The 18,491-nt window shown below is 48.2% G+C and carries 18 protein-coding genes and 1 pseudogene; 13 read left to right on the top strand and 6 right to left on the bottom strand.

The window, feature by feature from the left end; translation table 11 throughout:
- The first annotated feature begins 502 nt into the window (after window positions 1–502).
- From dicB to C1192_RS04385, 5 genes are all read left to right on the top strand, one after another.
- Window positions 503–691: a cell division inhibition protein DicB gene (gene dicB / locus C1192_RS04405; protein ID WP_000854559.1), complete on the top strand. Its 189-nt coding sequence runs from the start codon at window positions 503–505 to the stop codon at window positions 689–691.
- Complete coding sequence (gene ydfD / locus C1192_RS04400; RefSeq protein ID WP_038354784.1) at window positions 688–879, top strand: lysis protein YdfD; 192 nt, start codon at window positions 688–690, stop codon at window positions 877–879. The genes dicB and ydfD overlap by 4 nt, the downstream gene beginning before the upstream one ends.
- A gap of 93 nt (window positions 880–972) precedes the next feature.
- A complete protein-coding gene (locus C1192_RS04395) occupies window positions 973–3,444 on the top strand; it encodes a 3'-5' exonuclease (RefSeq protein ID WP_038354785.1) in 2,472 nt (823 codons plus the stop codon).
- Window positions 3,445–3,516: 72 nt separating this feature from the next.
- Complete coding sequence (locus tag C1192_RS04390) at window positions 3,517–3,768, top strand: excisionase family protein (RefSeq protein WP_000005552.1); 252 nt, start codon at window positions 3,517–3,519, stop codon at window positions 3,766–3,768.
- A gap of 34 nt (window positions 3,769–3,802) precedes the next feature.
- Window positions 3,803–5,083 carry a tyrosine-type recombinase/integrase gene (locus tag C1192_RS04385; RefSeq protein WP_000876986.1) on the top strand — a complete coding sequence of 427 codons (1,281 nt, stop codon included), beginning with the start codon at window positions 3,803–3,805 and terminating at the stop codon, window positions 5,081–5,083.
- A gap of 187 nt (window positions 5,084–5,270) precedes the next feature.
- On the opposite strand, the gene C1192_RS04375 is transcribed toward C1192_RS04385, so the two are convergent.
- The 3 genes from C1192_RS04375 to C1192_RS04365 form a co-directional block, all read right to left on the bottom strand.
- A complete protein-coding gene (locus C1192_RS04375; RefSeq protein WP_038354786.1) occupies window positions 5,271–6,290 on the bottom strand; it encodes a Zn-dependent oxidoreductase in 1,020 nt (339 codons plus the stop codon).
- Between the two features lie 11 nt (window positions 6,291–6,301).
- Window positions 6,302–7,516 carry a starvation-sensing protein RspA gene (rspA, locus tag C1192_RS04370; protein ID WP_038354787.1) on the bottom strand — a complete coding sequence of 405 codons (1,215 nt, stop codon included), beginning with the start codon at window positions 7,514–7,516 and terminating at the stop codon, window positions 6,302–6,304.
- A gap of 215 nt (window positions 7,517–7,731) precedes the next feature.
- Entirely contained in the window at window positions 7,732–8,058 is a 327-nt protein-coding gene (locus C1192_RS04365; RefSeq protein ID WP_001516354.1) for a YnfA family protein, read from the bottom strand.
- A 134-nt stretch (window positions 8,059–8,192) separates the two neighbouring features.
- On the opposite strand from C1192_RS04365, the gene C1192_RS04360 reads away from it, so the two are divergent.
- Window positions 8,193–8,534 (top strand): DUF1283 family protein, encoded by a 342-nt coding sequence (locus C1192_RS04360; RefSeq protein WP_001027860.1) that lies wholly within the window; start codon window positions 8,193–8,195, stop codon window positions 8,532–8,534.
- Between the two features lie 34 nt (window positions 8,535–8,568).
- Window positions 8,569–9,129: a spermidine N1-acetyltransferase gene (gene speG / locus C1192_RS04355; RefSeq protein ID WP_000199502.1), complete on the top strand. Its 561-nt coding sequence runs from the start codon at window positions 8,569–8,571 to the stop codon at window positions 9,127–9,129.
- Between the two features lie 62 nt (window positions 9,130–9,191).
- Here the strand turns inward: speG and C1192_RS04350 are convergent, their stop codons facing one another.
- Together C1192_RS04350 and C1192_RS04345 are read right to left on the bottom strand one after the other, a co-directional pair.
- Window positions 9,192–10,400, bottom strand: coding sequence for an IS256-like element IS1414 family transposase (locus C1192_RS04350; RefSeq protein ID WP_103194764.1), 1,209 nt, complete (start codon window positions 10,398–10,400; stop codon window positions 9,192–9,194).
- Between the two features lie 58 nt (window positions 10,401–10,458).
- Complete coding sequence (locus C1192_RS04345) at window positions 10,459–11,157, bottom strand: YnfC family lipoprotein (RefSeq protein ID WP_101958027.1); 699 nt, start codon at window positions 11,155–11,157, stop codon at window positions 10,459–10,461.
- Between the two features lie 106 nt (window positions 11,158–11,263).
- On the opposite strand from C1192_RS04345, the gene C1192_RS04340 reads away from it, so the two are divergent.
- From C1192_RS04340 to clcB, 6 genes and pseudogenes are all read left to right on the top strand, one after another.
- The gene (locus C1192_RS04340; protein ID WP_000799836.1) at window positions 11,264–11,572 is read left to right on the top strand and encodes a DUF1161 domain-containing protein; all 309 of its coding nucleotides are present in this window, start codon (window positions 11,264–11,266) and stop codon (window positions 11,570–11,572) included.
- Window positions 11,573–11,769: 197 nt separating this feature from the next.
- Window positions 11,770–14,197, top strand: a pseudogene (ynfE, locus tag C1192_RS04335) (selenate/tellurate reductase subunit YnfE).
- Window positions 14,198–14,207: 10 nt separating this feature from the next.
- Complete coding sequence (gene ynfG, locus C1192_RS04330) at window positions 14,208–14,825, top strand: DMSO reductase like molybdoenzyme iron-sulfur subunit YnfG (RefSeq protein WP_038354333.1); 618 nt, start codon at window positions 14,208–14,210, stop codon at window positions 14,823–14,825.
- Window position 14,826: 1 nt separating this feature from the next.
- Entirely contained in the window at window positions 14,827–15,681 is an 855-nt protein-coding gene (ynfH, locus tag C1192_RS04325; RefSeq protein ID WP_038354332.1) for a selenate reductase membrane anchor subunit YnfH, read from the top strand.
- Window positions 15,682–15,723: 42 nt separating this feature from the next.
- Entirely contained in the window at window positions 15,724–16,338 is a 615-nt protein-coding gene (gene dmsD, locus C1192_RS04320; protein ID WP_000148720.1) for a Tat proofreading chaperone DmsD, read from the top strand.
- A gap of 157 nt (window positions 16,339–16,495) precedes the next feature.
- Window positions 16,496–17,788, top strand: coding sequence for a voltage-gated ClC-type chloride channel ClcB (gene clcB, locus C1192_RS04315; RefSeq protein WP_072041557.1), 1,293 nt, complete (start codon window positions 16,496–16,498; stop codon window positions 17,786–17,788).
- Here the strand turns inward: clcB and bioD are convergent.
- Entirely contained in the window at window positions 17,741–18,436 is a 696-nt protein-coding gene (gene bioD / locus C1192_RS04310) for a dethiobiotin synthase (RefSeq protein WP_000919218.1), read from the bottom strand. The two genes, clcB and bioD, sit on opposite strands and share 48 nt — an antisense overlap.
- Window positions 18,437–18,491: the final 55 nt, after the last annotated feature.

Raw genomic sequence — 18,491 nt, 5'->3', positions numbered from 1 at the left:
ATAGATTTCCTTCTTGGTTATTCGGGATAAGAAGGATACCACCTCGCCTGACGTGGTTAAAAGCAGGCACACAACACGAAAGCGCACGGCGAAGTTCGTCTCACTGTACGGTGTCGTTAAATTTAATTCGACCGTGCGCTTCCGGTTGTGGCAACCCGCGAAATGGCGCGGCGGTAAGTATGGCGGGGTTATTCCTTCCCCGTTGAGGACACCGAGTTGTCAGGTTGACCATACGCTTAAGTGACAACCCCGCTGCAACGCCCTCTGTTATCAATTTTCTGGTGACGTTTGGCGGTATCAGTTTTACTCCGTGACTGCTCTGCCGCCGTTTTTAAAGTGAATTTTGTGATGCGGTGAATGCGGCTAAGCGCACGCGGAACAGTTAAAACCAAAAACAGTGTTATGGGTGGATTCTCTGTATCCGGCGTTAATTGTTAACTGGTTAACGTCACCTGGAGGCACCAGGCACTGCATCACAAAATTCATTGTTGAGGACGCGATAATGAAAACGTTATTACCAAACGTTAATACGTCTGAAGGTTGTTTTGAAATTGGTGTCACTATCAGTAACCCTGTATTTACTGAAGATGCCATTAACAAGAGAAAACAAGAACGGGAGCTATTAAATAAAATATGCATTGTTTCAATGCTGGCTCGTTTACGTCTGATGCCAAAAGGATGTGCACAATGAATTCAGCATTTGCGCTTGTTCTGACAGTTTTTCTTGTTTCCGGAGAGCCAGTTGATATTGCAGTCAGTGTTCACAGGACAATGCAGGAGTGTATGACTGCAGCAACCGAACAGAAAATTCCCGGTAACTGTTACCCGGTCGATAAAGTTATTCACCTGGATAATATCGAAATCCCGGCAGGTCTTTAAAACAGTTCCGTAATAAATATCCGGTTTCATTCTTATATGCCAGCAATGGCAGGGATTTGTTCATCCTTAAATCTGTCATGAGGTTAAAACAAAATGAGTAAAGTCTTTATTTGCGCCGCTATTCCTGACGAACTGGCAACAAGGGAAGAAGGCGCTGTGGCTGTAGCCACAGCCATTGAAGCTGGCGACGAACGCCGTGCTCGAGCAAAATTTCACTGGCAGTTCCTGGAACATTATCCGGCTGCTCAGGACTGCGCTTATAAATTTATTGTCTGCGAGGATAAACCTGGCATACCCCGCCCTGCCCTCGATTCATGGGATGCTGAATATATGCAGGAAAACCGCTGGGATGAGGAGTCTGCTTCTTTTGTCCCGGTTGAGACTGAATCCGATCCGATGAACGTCACTTTTGACAAGCTGGCCCCTGAAGTACAGAACGCTGTCATGGTTAAGTTCGACACATGTGAAAACATCACCGTTGATATGGTTATTAGCGCACAGGAATTGTTGCAGGAAGACATGGCAACATTCGACGGACATATCGTTGAAGCGTTGATGAAAATGCCAGAAGTTAACGCCATGTATCCGGAGCTTAAGTTGCACGCCATTGGGTGGGTTAAGCATAAATGTATTCCTGGTGCTAAATGGCCCGAAATTCAGGCAGAGATGCGCATCTGGAAAAAACGTCGCGAAGGTGAACGCAAGGAAACCGGAAAATACACGTCTGTTGTTGATCTCGCCCGCGCCAGAGCCAATCAACAGTACACTGAAAATTCAACAGGAAAAATCAGCCCGGTCATTGCTGCCATTCATCGCGAATACAAGCAGACATGGAAAACACTGGATGACGAACTGGCCTACGCTCTCTGGCCTGGTGATGTGGATGCCGGAAACATTGACGGCAGCATCCATCGCTGGGCAAAAAAAGAAGTTATCGACAACGACCGCGAAGACTGGAAGCGTATCTCGGCATCAATGCGCAAACAGCCTGATGCCCTTCGCTACGACCGCCAAACTATTTTTGGCCTTGTCCGTGAGCGTCCGATCGACATTCACAAAGATCCCGTAGCACTGAACAAATATATCTGCGAATACCTGACGACAAAGGGCGTGTTTGAGAATGAAGAAACAGACCTAGGCACTGTTGATGTTCTCCAGTCATCAGAAACACAAACTGATGCAGTGGAAACTGAGGTATCTGATATCCCAAAAAATGAAACCGCGCCGGAAGCTGAACCATCTGTAGAGCGTGAGGGGCCGTTCTATTTCCTCTTCGCAGATAAGGACGGAGAAAAATACGGTCGCGCAAACAAACTTTCTGGTCTGGATAAGGCACTGGCTGCTGGCGCCACTGAAATCACAAAAGAAGAATATTTTGCCCGAAAAAATGGCACATACACGGGCTTACCGCAAAATGTAGATACCGCTGAAGATTCAGAACAACCAGAGCCGATAAAAGTTACCGCTGACGAAGTAAACAAAATTATGCAGGCAGCCAATATCAGCCAGCCTGACGCCGATAAGTTGCTTGCTGCATCACGTGGTGAATTTGTTGAAGGGATTAGTGACCCGAATGATCCGAAATGGGTTAAGGGGATCCAGACCCGCGATTCTGTGAACCAGAACCAGCATGAATCGGAACGGAACTACCAAAAAGCGGAACAAAACAGCCCAAATGCGTTACAAAACGAGCCAGAAACGAAACAGCCTGAACCAGTGGCGCAACAGGAAGTGGAAAAAGTCTGCACCGCCTGCGGTCAGACCGGCGGCGGCAACTGCCCTGATTGTGGCGCGGTGATGGGCGACGCAACATACCAAGAAACATTCGATGAAGAGTATCAGGTTGAAGTTCAGGAAGATGATCCGGAGGAAATGGAAGGCGCTGAACATCCACACAAGGAGAACACTGGCGGCAATCAGCATCACAATAGCGATAATGAAACTGGCGAGACGGCAGATCACTCAATTAAGGTGAACGGTCATCACGAAATCACATCCACCAGCAGGACGTGTGACCATCTAATGATCGACCTTGAAACCATGGGAAAAAATCCTGATGCCCCGATCATCTCAATAGGTGCAATATTTTTCGATCCGCAAACCGGAGATATGGGACCCGAATTTAGTAAGACTATCGATCTGGAAACTGCTGGCGGAGTCATTGATCGGGACACCATTAAATGGTGGCTTAAGCAATCACGCGAAGCGCAATCTGCCATTATGACCGATGAAATCCCGTTAGATGATGCACTGTTACAATTGCGGGAATTTATCGACGAAAACTCCGGTGAATTTTTTGTTCAGGTCTGGGGAAATGGAGCCAACTTCGACAACACGATTTTGCGCCGTTCATACGAACGGCAGGGGATCCCCTGCCCGTGGCGTTACTACAACGATCGCGATGTACGCACAATCGTTGAGCTGGGGAAAGCCATAGACTTCGATGCCAGAACGGCTATTCCATTCGAAGGTGAGCGCCATAATGCACTTGATGACGCCCGTTACCAGGCAAAATACGTTTCAGTTATCTGGCAAAAACTGATCCCGAGTCAGGCTGATTCTTAATGTTCAACTGTCGCCGGTTGTGACTGGTATTCTGCAACCGGCGCTCGTCTGATGTAAGAGATAAAGAAATCGATGAGCGAAGTAATCATGATTGTCTCTCCCGGCAAATGGGTATCCGAAGAGCAGTTAATTGCGCTGAAAGGAATAAAAAAAGGTACGTTAAAAAAGGCCCGGGAAAAATCGTTTATGGAAGGAAGGGAATATAAGCATGTCGCTCATGACGGTATGCCATGGGATAACAGTCCATGCTTTTACAACCTGGAAGAAATTGATCGCTGGATTGAGCGCCAGGCATCAGCAAGACCAAGACGTCATCTTACTTGACTAAAAGCCACACTAACTAATGAGAGAAGTTGAAATGAAATATCCGACAGGCGTGGAAAACCATGGAGGGAAATTACGTATCTGGTTTGTTTATAAAGGCGTAAGAGTCAGGGAAAACCTGGGGGTTCCTGACACAGCAAAAAACAGGCGCGTTGCAGGTGAGCTACGCGCCTCTGTTTGTTACGCAATAAAAACTGGTGTTTTCGACTATGCAAAACAGTTTCCCTCCTCACGCAATCTGGAAAAATTTGGTGAGACCCGACAAGATTTAACCATAAAAGAACTGGCTGAAAAATTTCTGGCACTGAAAGAAACTGAAGTCGCAAAAACATCACTCAACACATACCGTGCCGTCATCAAAAATATCCTGAGCATAATCGGTGAAAAAAATCTTGCCTCATCGATTAATAAAGAAAAATTACTGGAGGTTCGTAAAGAGCTACTGACTGGATACCAGATCCCCAAAAGTAACTATATTGTTACACAACCAGGGAGATCGGCTGTAACTGTAAATAATTACATGACAAATCTTAACGCCGTGTTCCAGTTTGGTGTTGATAACGGTTACCTGGCAGATAACCCGTTTAAGGGGATCTCGCCATTAAAGGAATCAAGAACCATTCCGGATCCTCTTTCGCGGGAGGAATTCATCCGTCTTATCGATGCGTGCAGAAATCAGCAAGCCAAAAATTTATGGTGTGTTTCTGTTTATACTGGCGTTCGCCCTGGTGAGCTGTGTGCACTTGGATGGGAGGACATAGATCTGAAAAATGGAACAATGATGATCAGGAGAAATTTAGCAAAAGACCGTTTCACGGTACCAAAAACACAGGCGGGAACCAATCGGGTCATTCATCTTATTAAGCCAGCAATCGACGCTCTCCGGAGTCAGATGACATTAACGAGACTGAGCAAAGAGCATATCATTGATGTTCACCTCAGAGAGTATGGCAGAACAGAAAAACATAAATGCACCTTTGTTTTTCAACCTGAAGTGTCAGCGAGAGTAAAAAATTATGGTGACCATTTTACCGTTGACTCAATAAGGCAGATGTGGGACGCAGCGATAAAACGTGCCGGACTCCGCCATCGAAAATCATATCAGTCGAGACATACTTATGCCTGCTGGTCGCTGACAGCTGGTGCTAACCCGGCATTTATAGCAAACCAGATGGGCCATGCAGATGCGCAAATGGTATTTCAGGTATACGGAAAATGGATGTCTGAAAACAATAATGCACAGGTAGCTTTGTTAAATACACAGTTAAGCGAGTTTGCCCCAACCATGCCCCATAACGAAGCAATGAAAAATTAATTTAATATTTATCAAATAGTTAACACGCATGGCTCTTGAAATCCATAAATTCAAGTGCCGTACCTAACCATCCTGATACCGCTGCCTTCACTAAATCCTTAGTGCTTCTTTCATGTTTTTCTATTGTCATAATTATTATCTCTAAATAAGAGGTAAGATGCGTACTGCTTATCCGCTGTTATTGATATTATTCAGAAAAAGTGAGTAAAACTTTGCAGCAATGCTTTTGATCATTTTCAAATAATGAAATAGCATCAGCGACATGTTGATAATCAAAGGTATGAATAATTAATTTATCAGGGTTAATTAAACCTTTGCTTAGCCAGTCGATAACCACCGGAAATTTATTGGCATTTAACCGAGAAGAAAAAATAGAGAGTTCCTTGCCGGTAATTCCCTGTTGAATAACTTCAGACGGCTCACTGGAGAATCCCATTAACACAATTCGTGCCGCAGGAGATGCCAGCATAACCGCTTCTTTCAGAATTGATGGATGACAAGCGGCATCAATAATTAATGTTGGTTTAATACCCTTTTCAGCGAATATTTCGCCAAGCGGTGTCTGGCTGTTATTAATCGCCCAATCTGCTCCGCTCTCTTTCGCTTTGTCCAGTCGTTCATCAATGCGATCGGCAACAATCACATTTTTAACGTTATAGACCCCCTTTAATACCTGAACAATAGTCAGACCAATTGGACCTGCGCCATAAACCAGCACGGTGTCATCTTCAGTCGGTTGACCGTGTCCGGTAACGTTCGCCGCAATGGTAAAGGGTTCGATCATTACCGCGAATTTATCAGCCACTGCATCGGGAATTTTCCACGCGTTTTTTGCCGGAACTACCGCATATTCGCTAAAACCGCCGTCGGTGTGAACACCTAATACTGCTAGCGTTGTGCAGACGTTCGGCTTACCAATTGAACACGGATAACAATGTCCGCAACTGACTACCGGATCTACCGCAACACGTTCGCCAACTCTGGTGTTCACTACGCCTTCACCTACGGCATCAATCACGCCAAAAAACTCGTGCCCAATGACGCGCGGATATTTCGCAAATGGATTATGACCGCGATAAATATGACTATCCGATCCACAAATCCCGGCGAGTTTCACTTTTACTCGCACTTCACCCGCTGATGGGGTAGGTATTTCCCGTTCGATAATCGCCAGTTGATTCGGTTTTTCAATTAAGATGCTTTTCATTATTTTACTCCTTACCAGTTCCATAACGTGCCATCTTCCAGACGTGCGACTGGCAGATAAGCAGGTTCGTAGGGATATTTCGCCGCCAGCTTTTCATCGAACTCGATGCCAATACCTGGCTTGTCACCCGGATGCATATAGCCGTTATCGAAGCTCCAGTTGTGCGGGAACACTTCGAGCATTTGTTCTGAGTAGCCCATGTATTCTTGTACGCCAAAATTCGGCACCCACAGGTCAAAGTGCAAAGCCGCAGCCATGCAGACTGGTGACAAATCGGAAGGGCCGTGTGAGCATGTGCGCACCTGATAAAGCGAAGCAAAATCCGCAATCCGACGCATACCGGTAATGCCGCCTGCATGGGTCAGCGTGGTACGGATATAGTCGATAAGTTGCTCTTCAATGAGCTGTTTACAGTCCCAAATGCTATTGAAGACTTCACCCACCGCAATTGGCGTGACGGTATGTTGGCGAATCAGACGGAAACACTCCTGGTTTTCTGCGGGGGTCGGATCTTCCATCCAGAACATGCGAAAATCTTCAATGCTTTTACCAAAGCGCGCCGCTTCAATAGGCGTTAAGCGATGATGCATGTCATGCAGCAAATGTTCATCAAAACCAAACTTGTTACGTACCGCGTCGAACAGTTTTGGCATGAAGTCGAGATATTTTTCCGTTGACCACAACTGCTCTTCTGGCCACTGCCCTTTGGTCGCAGGTTCATAGGCCTGCCCTTTTCCTTTGGACATACCGTAAGTCGTTTTCATGCCAGGAATACCGCACTGCACGCGGATGGCCTTGAATCCCAGTTCCTGATGACGGGCATAATCATCCAGTGCCTCATCAATACTGTGACCGGTGGTATGGCAATAGACCATCACCCCTTCGCGAGACGCGCCGCCGAGTAACTGGTAAAGCGGCATGTTGGCAGCTTTGGCTTTAATGTCCCATAGCGCCATATCAACGGCTGAAATGGCCGACATAGTCACCGGGCCGCGACGCCAGTAAGCACCTTTATAGAAAAACTGCCAGATATCTTCGATACGGTGGGCATCGCGGCCTATAAGTTGCGGACACAGGTGATCCTGCAAATAGGACGCAACGGAAAGCTCGCGTCCGTTGAGAGTGGCATCACCAAGACCGGTAATACCGTCCTCGGTGGTGATTTTTAAGGTGACGAAATTACGCCCCGGACAGGTAACAAAAACTTCAGCCCCTACAATCTTCATGTTCTATTCCTTGCATCGCTTATCGTGATGCATGAAATCTACGCAACTGAGCTACTACCATACAAGTATGAAGATCAAAAAAAGCCAGAACGATCACAAAAAAAAGCGCATATTTGCGCCATGAATAGTTCTAAAAATAGTCAAAGCTTATTGTTTTTCAGTGCCCTGAAAACGCGTATGTCATTGATAATAAAATATCTTATAGACCAGAAAAATCAGGCACGTCCCCAGCCAGCAACAATAATCAACATACCGCAAAGCGCAATTATCGCGCCTGTCCAGTCGTAGAGACTGAGCTTCACCCCATCCACCACACGCAGCCAAATCAACGCCGTACAGACATAAACGCCACCATAAGCCGCATAAACTCGCCCACTTGCTGCGGGATGTAACGTTAACAGCCAGACAAACAGCGCCAGGGAAATCCCCGCCGGAACCAACAGCCAGACGCTGGCATTTCGTTTCAGCCATAACCAGGGTAAAAAGCAACCCATGATTTCACACAGGGCAGTAACAAAAAACAGTAATGTTGTTTTAATCATCTTTGTCACTTATTGACATCATGTATATTTATAGGGCGACATAATATCATCAACATATACATCCTTCTGTTACGTTTCGTGTTCACAGTGGATCGTGTAAAATCGCCTTTAATCATTCATACAAGGAATGAATCATGAATATCACTCTCTGCAAAAAACTCAGCCTGCTCGCTTTTCTGCTGCCTTGCGCACTGGCATTTAGCGCAACTACTCATGCAGAAACTAACAAACTGGTGATTGAATCTGGCGACAGCGCACAGAGTCGCCAGCAGGCGGCGATGGAAAAAGAGCAATGGAATGACACGCGTAATCTGCGTCAGAAAGTCAACAAACGCACCGAGAAAGAATGGGATAAAGCTGACGCCGCATTCGATAACCGCGATAAATGTGAGCAGAGTGCCAACATTAATGCCTACTGGGAGCCGAATACTTTACGCTGTCTGGACCGTCGTACTGGCCGCGTAATCATCCCCTAACCTGTTATTGATATAAGGAATGTAAGGACACGTTATGACAAGCGCCCACAGTGTTAAGCTACGTCCGCTGGAGCGTGAAGATTTACGCTATGTGCATCAACTCGACAATAACGCCAGCGTAATGCGTTACTGGTTTGAGGAACCCTACGAAGCCTTCGTTGAACTCTCTGATCTGTACGATAAACATATTCACGATCAGAGTGAACGCCGTTTCGTCGTGGAATGTGATGGCGAAAAAGCCGGTCTGGTAGAGCTGGTGGAAATTAACCACGTCCATCGCCGCGCTGAATTTCAGATAATCATCTCCCCGGAATACCAGGGTAAAGGTCTGGCAACCCGCGCCGCGACATTAGCGATGGATTATGGCTTCACTGTTCTTAATCTCTATAAACTTTATCTGATCGTCGATAAAGAGAATGAAAAAGCGATTCATATTTACCGTAAGCTCGGTTTTACGGTCGAAGGTGAACTGATGCATGAATTCTTTATTAACGGTCAATATCGCAATGCCATTCGCATGTGCATATTCCAGCATCAGTATCTGGCGGAACATAAAACGCAGGGGCAGACTCTACTGAAACCGACCGCGCAATAGCATTAATAATAATCAATGGTATTTTTGAGAGCCTGTTTAAGATTCTGTGTAAATGCCTTTTCTCAGAAGTGACCGTCCAGGCGGTCACCGAACTCGATAATAAAGCGGCTCATTGCCATTCGCCAGTCCTTCAACGGCATCGTCCATTTCTGGGACGCAGACTGGATTGCCAGCCACACCACTTTTTTCACCGAGTCGTCTGTCGGGAACACTTTACGCTTTTTGAGCGCATGGCGGATCACGCTGTTTAGCGACTCGATGGCATTCGTCGTATAGATCACTTTGCGGATGTCCGTTGGATAAGCGAAGAACGTGGCAAGATTCGGCCAGTTAGCCTGCCAGCTTCGGCTTATCTGAGGATAGCGACAGTCCCAGGCCGCAGCGAACGCTTCCAGTGCCTGCTGGCCTGCCTCTTCCGTGGGAGCCTGATAAATCGCTTTCAGGTCGCGAGTGACGGCTTTGTAGTCCTTCCATGACACGAAGCGCAGGCTGTTGCGCACCATATGCACGATGCATAACTGGATGCGGGCCTTCGGATATACTGTGTTGATGGCATCCGGGAAGCCTTTCAGGCCATCCACACAGGCGATGAGGATATCGTTCAGACCGCGGTTTTTCAGTTCAGTCAGCACATTGAGCCAGAACTTCGCCCCTTCATTTTCGGCCAGCCACATACCCAGCAGTTCTTTCTGACCTTCGATATTGATGCCCAGTGCCAGGAACACCGATTTGTTGATGACGCGACTGTCCTGCCGAACTTTCAGGACGATACAGTCAAGATAAACAATGGGGTAAACAGCATCCAGTGGTCGGTTTTGCCATTCTACAACCTGCTCCATCACGGCATCGGTAACCTTTGATATCAGTGCCGGTGAAACATCTGCGTCATACAGTTCTTTGAACGCAGCAGCTATCTCACGGGTGGTCATCCCTTTGGCATACAACGAGAGGATCTGGTTATCCATCCCGGTAATACGGGTCTGATTTTTCTTTACCAGTTGTGGTTCGAAGGTACCGTCACGATCGCGCGGAGTACGCAGTTCCAGTGGACCGTCGCCTGTGATAACGGTCTTTGTGGAAAAACCGTTGCGGGAGTTAGCTCCTGGTCTGGACTGATTTTTCTCATACCCAGGATGGTGTGTCATCTCTGCATTGAGAGCGGCTTCAACGCTGAGCTTTTTCAGCAGCCGATCAAACTGACTGAGGTCTTCAGGGGTTTTGAGGTTTTTGGCCAGTTCGTTAGCCAGAGCCTGTAACTGTTTTTCGTCCATAAATTAACCTTCATTTGATGCTGGATTGAACATATCAAAATCAGGCAATTACACAAATCTATGTACAGGCTCTGGTGTAAACCCGTTCGACAGCGGGTTTTTCCCCCTCATCCACAATGATTAATTGGCAGTCCACCGGATTGGCGTGGCTGTCATATTCACAGGTCTGCCTGATATTACCAACCTGTTGATTATTCAGCAAAGTAATGGCCGTATAATCGAGTTTTTTGATCGGATCCTTTGACGGTGTCGCGGTGACAGATAACGTTTTGTCGTTGCTTATTGTCGTTTTACCCAGCGGATACCCCTGGCCATCATACCGATACTCCATCTTCATCTGTTTACTGCTGGCTTTAACCACGAAGCCATTATCATCGGTTTCCCAACTCACCCCTGCGGAAGGTAATTCCGCTAACTGACATTTCCCCTGTAAACGTACTCGCTTCTCCAGCGTCTGTGCATCACGGTAATAATTTGCGTCTAACACCAGGGCAACTACAGTATTATTCTCCAGATCCAGCAATTCGAGAGAATCAAAACAGCCTTCTTCCGATAAAGTACCTGAAACGCGCTTCGTTACTTCCCCTTGCTCATTTATTAATGTCTGAGTGAAATCCTTAACCGGACCACGCAGCGGATCAAAATCGAATTCATTAGAGAAACTGGCCATCTCTGGCGTAAAAGAGAGCGTTACTTCTGTGCGGTCACATCCTGTAAGCGTTATCGCGAGCAAACATGGCAGTAATTTGGCATTCACATCAGTCACCTGACAGTAAAGATGATTCTCAATCATAGTAGCAAATACAGTAATTTACACGTGAAATGCTATGCTTAGGTAGTAATATTCATGTAAGGAGCCAATGATGAAAAACGTCGCCTGTAGTGCCGCACTTCTGCTCGCCCTGGCCTCATCCACAGTGCTCGCCGCGTCGGATTCTTGTGAGCGTATAAAAAGCGATATTTCACAGCGCATTATCAATAACGGCGTCCCGGAAAGCAGCTTCACTTTAAGTATTGTGCCGAATGATCAGGTTGATCAGCCTGATTCACAGGTCGTCGGGCATTGTGCCAACGACACGCATAAAATTCTCTATACCCGCACCACCAGCGGTAATGTTTCTGCCCACTCTCAACCAACCCATGATAGTGGCCCTGCCGAACCGCAGCAATAAACCTGTGGCTGCCTGATGTGATCAGACAGCCACAAAAATCTGCTTCTAAAGCGACATTAGCTCACCTTCTGACATCCTTTTCTATTGATATGGATTAATAACTCTTAACTCCAAATGGGTAGACTTCATCTATTGTTAGCACGCTAAATATTCAATATATAAGCAAATATATAACGATAGATATCAGGGAGTGAGTTATGTCCAAAAAAGAACAACCGGTGGGCATTAGCCGCAGAACATTAGTTAAATCTACCGCTATTGGTTCGTTGGCATTGGCAGCAGGCGGTTTTTCATTACCTTTTACGATGCGTAGTGCGGCGGCGGCAGTGCAACAGACCAGCGAAAAAGTAGTCTGGGGGGCCTGTTCCGTCAACTGTGGTAGCCGCTGCGCACTTCGGCTACATGTTAAAGATAATGAAGTTACCTGGGTGGAAACCGATAACACCGGCGACGACGAATATGGCAATCATCAGGTGCGCGCCTGTTTACGCGGTCGCTCTATCCGTCGACGCATTAATCATCCCGATCGATTGAATTATCCGATGAAACGCGTAGGCAAACGCGGCGAAGGAAAATTTGAAAAAGATTAGCTGGGATGAGGCGCTTGACACTATCGCCACTAGCCTGAAAAAAACCGTCGAGCAATATGGCAACGAAGCTGTTTATATTCAGTACTCTTCGGGGATCGTCGGCGGCAATATAACCCGCTCTTCCCCATCAGCTTCTGCGGTCAAACGCCTGATGAACTGTTACGGTGGTTCGCTTAACCAGTATGGCTCTTACAGTACTGCACAAATTTCCTGCGCTATGCCCTATACCTACGGCAGTAACGATGGCAACAGTACCTCAGATATCGAAAACAGTAAGCTGGTGGTGATGTTTGGTAATAACCCGGCGGAAACGCGAATGAGCGGCGGCGGAATCACTTACTTTCTTGAAAAAGCGCGTGAGAAATCAAACGCCAAAATGATTGTTATCGATCCGCGTTATACCGATACCGCCGCCGGTCGTGAAGACGAATGGATACCTATTCGTCCAGGAACTGATGCTGCGCTGGTGGCGGGTATCGCCTGGGTATTGATTAACGAAAATCTCGTTGACCAGCCATTCCTCGATAAATACTGCGTAGGTTATGACGAAAAAACCTTACCCGCAGATGCGCCGAGAAATGGTCACTACAAAGCGTATATTCTCGGCGAAGGTGACGATAAAACAGCGAAAACGCCGCAGTGGGCTTCGCAAATCACCGGCATCCCTGTAGACCGTATCATCAAACTGGCGCGTGAGATCGGCACAGCAAAACCAGCCTATATCTGTCAGGGCTGGGGGCCGCAACGCCAGGCCAACGGCGAGTTGACCGCACGCGCTATTGCTATGTTACCTATTCTGACGGGCAATATTGGCATCAACGGCGGGAATAGTGGCGCGCGTGAATCAACCTACACTATTACCATTGAACGTCTGCCGGTACTGGATAACCCGGTCAAGACGTCAATCTCCTGCTTTAGCTGGACGGATGCTATTAATCATGGTCCGCAAATGACGGCTACACGTGACGGCGTTCGCGGTAAAGAGAAGCTGGATGTGCCTATTAAGTTCATCTGGAACTATGCGGGCAATACCCTGGTAAATCAGCATTCGGACATCAACAAAACGCATGAAATTCTTCAGGACGAATCGAAATGCGAAATGATTGTGGTCATCGAAAACTTTATGACCTCTTCGGCAAAATACGCCGACATTCTGCTGCCAGACCTGATGACCGTTGAGCAGGAAGATATTATTCCTAACGATTACGCCGGTAACATGGGATACCTCATTTTCCTCCAGCCAGCCACCAGCGAAAAATTCGAGCGCAAACCGATTTACTGGATCCTGAGCGAAGTCGCAAAACGGCTTGGGCCTGATGTCTATCAGAAGTTCACTGAAGGACGTACTCAGGAACAATGGTTACAACATCTGTACGCCAAAATGCTTGCCAAAGATCCGGCGTTACCGCCTTACGACGAACTGAAAAAAATGGGTATCTATAAGCGTAAAGATCCCAATGGTCATTTTGTCGCCTACAAAGCATTTCGTGACGACCCCGAAGCGAATCCACTAAAAACACCATCCGGTAAGATTGAAATATATTCCAGCCAATTGGCGGAAATTGCCCGTACCTGGGAGCTGGAAAACGATGAAGTGATAAGCCCACTGCCGGTTTACGCCTCAACCTTTGAAGGATGGGATTCCCCTGAACGCAGCACCTTCCCACTACAACTGTTTGGTTTCCATTATAAATCCCGTACTCACTCCACCTACGGCAACATTGATGTGCTGAAGGCGGCCTGCCGTCAGGAAGTATGGATCAACCCTATCGATGCGCAGAAGCGAGGTATTGCCAACGGCGATATGGTACGGGTGTTTAACCATCGTGGCGAAGTCCGTCTGCCAGCGAAAGTGACACCTCGTATTATCCCCGGCGTTAGCGCTATGGGTCAGGGGGCATGGCACGAAGCCGATATGTCTGGTGATAAAATCGATCACGGCGGTTGTATTAATACCCTGACCACTCTGCGCCCTTCACCACTGGCGAAAGGCAACCCGCAGCACACCAATCTGGTTGAGATCGAGAAGGTTTAAGGAGTAGCCCATGACAACGCAATATGGATTTTTTATTGATTCCAGTCGCTGCACCGGTTGTAAAACCTGCGAACTGGCGTGCAAAGACTTTAAAGATCTTGGCACCGAGGTAAGTTTCCGCCGTATTTATGAATACGCGGGTGGCGACTGGCAGGAAGATAACGGTGTCTGGCATCAGAACGTGTTCGCCTATTATCTCTCGATTTCCTGTAACCATTGCGATGATCCTGCCTGTACAAAAGTATGCCCCAGCGGCGCAATGCATAAGCGTGAAGATGGCTTTGTGGTGGTTGATGAGGATATTTGTATCGGCTGTCGCTACTGCCATATGGCCTGCCCCTACGGCGCGCCACAGTACAATGCGGAAAAAGGACACATGACTAAGTGCGATGGTTGTTATTCACGCGTCGCCGAAGGGAAACAGCCAATATGCGTCGAATCATGCCCGCTGCGCGCCCTTGAGTTCGGTTCGATTGAAGAGCTACGCCGGAAGCACGGCACTCTGGCTGCCGTCGCGCCACTGCCGCGCGCACATTTCACAAAACCCAATATCGTTATCAAACCTAACGCCAACAGCCGCCCAACCGGCGATACCACTGGTTATCTGGCTAATCCGGAGGAAGTTTAAAATGGGAAATGGATGGCATGAATGGCCACTAATGGTCTTTACCGTATTGGGCCAATGTGTTGTGGGCGCGCTGATTGTTAGCGGAATTGGCTGGTACGCTGCCAAAAATGACGCAGACCGTCAGCGTATTGTCCGTGGCATGTTTTTCCTCTGGTTGCTGATGAGCATCGGTTTTATCGCCTCTGTCATGCACCTGGGATCGCCACTACGTGCGTTTAACTCACTGAATCGAATCGGATCTTCGGGCTTGAGTAACGAGATTGCTGCCGGTTCATTGTTCTTTGCCGTTGGCGGGTTATGGTGGCTGGTGGCGGTCATCGGTAAGATGCCGCAAGCGTTGGGAAAACTCTGGTTACTTGCCAGTATGGTGCTCGGCGTTGTTTTCATTTGGATGATGACCTGTGTTTATCAAATCGACACCATACCAACCTGGTATAACGGTTACACTACACTGGCTTTTTTCCTGACGGTCTTGCTGAGTGGACCGATACTTGCGGCCGCTATTCTGCGGGCCGCCCGCGTTACGTTTAATACCACGCCGTTTGCCATCATTAACGTTCTGGCGCTGATCGCCTGTGTCGGAGTGATTGTGCTGCAAGGTTTGTCTCTGGCATCCATTCACTCATCTGTACAACAAGCCAGCACGTTGGTGCCAGATTACGCCTCATTACAGGTCTGGCGTGTGGTATTGTTATGCGCTGGTCTGGGATGCTGGCTGTGTCCGTTAATCCGTCGCCATGAACCTCACGTTATCGGGCTTGTGCTGGGGTTAATCCTCATACTTAGCGGCGAGATGATCGGGCGTGCGCTCTTTTATGGCCTGCATATGACCGTCGGAATGGCCGTCGCAGGTTAACAAATTAGTGCGGGTGACCCCGCACGTTTCAGGATGATAAGAATGACGCATTTTTCACAACAAGATAATTTTTCTGTCGCGGCGCGCGTGCTGGGCGCGCTGTTTTATTACGCTCCAGAGAGTGCAGAAGCCTCTCCGTTGGTTTCTGCGTTAACCGGCGACGGCTGGGATACCCAGTGGCCCTTGTCACAAACGTCATTAGCACCGCTGGTAACGACTTTTAAGGAAGAGTGTGAAGAGTCGCGTAATCAGGCCTGGCAACGGCTGTTTGTCGGCCCGTATGCGCTACCGTCACCGCCGTGGGGATCTGTCTGGCTGGATCGCGAATCGGTGCTGTTTGGCGATTCTACATTGGCGCTCCGTCAATGGATGCGCGAAAAAGGCATTCAGTTTGAAATGAAACAAAACGAACCGGAAGATCATTTTGGTTCACTGCTATTGATGGCGGCATGGCTGGCAGAGAACGGTCGCCAGACCGAGTGCGAAGAATTGCTGGCGTGGCACCTTTTACCGTGGTCGACACGTTTTCTTGAGGTGTTTATCGAAAAAGCAGAACACCCTTTTTATCGCTCACTCGGTGAGCTGGCCCGTTTAACACTGGCACAATGGCAGTCACAATTGTTAATTCCTGTCGCGGTTAAGCCTCTGTTTCGTTGAATAATCGTTAGTATGACCGAAAGGCGGTAACTGCACGCCTTTCGGATAAAATAAGTGACAACGTCACGATTAATTTCTCATAAAGCACATACAGCTTTTGCTCCAGACCCCTTTTCCCGCAAAATAGATGCCTGTGTTTAATTTGCCATTTCTGCTCATGCATCATCTACACATCTACCCGGATCTACGCACCATGTTCCGCCGTCTGTTTATTGCGACGGTGATCGGTATTCTCGCGGCTCTTGCCGTCGCAGGGTTTCATCATGCGATGCTGTTGCTGGAGTGGTTGTTCCTGAACAATGATTCCGGAAGTCTGGTTAATGCTGCCATGAACCTTTCGCCGTGGCGTCGCCTGCTAACTCCGGCACTTGGCGGACTGGCAGCAGGTCTATTGCTGATGGGATGGCAGAAATTCACGCAACAACGCCCTCACGCGCCTACCGATTATATGGAGGCATTACAAACCGATGGGCAGTTTGATTATGCCACCAGTCTGGTCAAATCTTTCGTGTCTTTGCTGGTGGTGACGAGCGGCAGTGCCATTGGACGTGAAGGTGCGATGATCCTGTTGGCAGCGCTTGCCGCCTCCTGGTTTGCACAACGTCTTACACCGCGTGAAGAGTGGAAATTGTGGATTGCCTGTGGCGCTGCTGCGGGGATGGCTGCGGCCTATCGCGCCCCGCTTGCCGGAAGTTTGTTTATTGCTGAAGTGCTGTTTGGCACCATGATGCTGGCCTCTCTCGGTCCGGTGGTAATTTCCGCCGTAGTGGCACTGCTTGTCAGCCATCTTCTTAATAATAGCGATGCTTTGCTCTACAGCGTGCAACTCTCAGTAATAGTTAAGACCCGTGACTATGCGCTGATTATTAGTACTGGTGTACTGATGGGACTGTGCGGTCCACTGTTTTTAAAGCTAATGAACGCCAGTCATCGGGGCTTTGTTAATCTCAAACTTGCGCCCCCCTGGCAACTGGCATTGGGAGGTTTGATCGTGGGACTGCTTTCCCTGCTCACACCGGCTGTGTGGGGCAACGGCTATAGTACGGTACAATCCTTTTTAACTGCCCCGCCACTGCTTACGGTCATTGCAGGGATCTTTCTTTGCAAACTTTTTGCCGTGCTGGCCAGCAGTGGTTCCGGCGCGCCAGGCGGTGTGTTTACGCCAACACTATTTATCGGACTGGCTATTGGTATGCTGTATGGTCGTAGCCTGGGGTTATGGCTTCCTGGCGGAGAAGAAATTACGCTGTTACTCGGGCTAACCGGGATGGCAACACTACTGGCTGCAACCACGCATGCGCCAATTATGTCGACATTGATGATATGCGAAATGACCGGGGAGTATCAGCTACTCCCCGGTTTATTAATTGCTTGTGTGATTGCGTCAGTAACGTCGCGGACGTTACACCGTGACTCTATCTACCGCCAACACACTGCGCAGCATGGGTAAGCGGATGTATTGCCCCAGTTCACGCTGTTCTGCGCGCGGCAAATAAGGCAGTTCGCCAATGAGCGGTGCCGGGAGTTTTTTACCCAATACATCTATGATTTCAGCGTAATGTGCTAACCCTGGGTTGATACGGTTAGCCACCCAGCCAATGAGCGGAAGACCATCGTTCGCAATCGCCTGTGCGGTCAGAAGCGCATGGTTAATACAGCCTTCCTGAATGCCCACCACCATCAACACCGGTAGCTGCTCCTGAACCACCCATTCAGAGAGCGGACGCAGGTCATTCATCAGACTACGCCAGCCGCCAGTGCCTTCGACCACCACATGGTCGACTTTATTCGTCAGGTTAGCCAGACCATTTGAAATGAGGGTGTAATTGATCGGGCAACTGTGCGCCACACTACTTTCTTCTTCGCTTAACGCAATGGGATTGACTGCTTCATAAGGCAGTTCAATAGATGAAACACTCTGCAACACCAGAGCATCTTTATTACGTAGCCCATCGGGTGTCTCTTTGCTCCCCTTCGCTACGGGTTTATACCCCGCAACCGTTTTTCCCTGGGAGGCTAACGCTTGTAGCAATGCGCGGGAAACCACCGTTTTCCCTACAGAAGTGTCTGTACCTGTTATAAAGAAACGCTTCAGCATCACTAACTCCACCGTTATGCTTCACAAATATAAGCCAGGAAAATAATTCAACTTT

The sequence above is a fragment of the Escherichia marmotae genome (assembly GCF_002900365.1).
GTDB classification, from domain to species: domain Bacteria; phylum Pseudomonadota; class Gammaproteobacteria; order Enterobacterales; family Enterobacteriaceae; genus Escherichia; species Escherichia marmotae.
The sequence above is the reverse complement of the archived record's forward strand: the minus strand, read 5'-3'. Positions and strand labels throughout refer to the sequence as shown.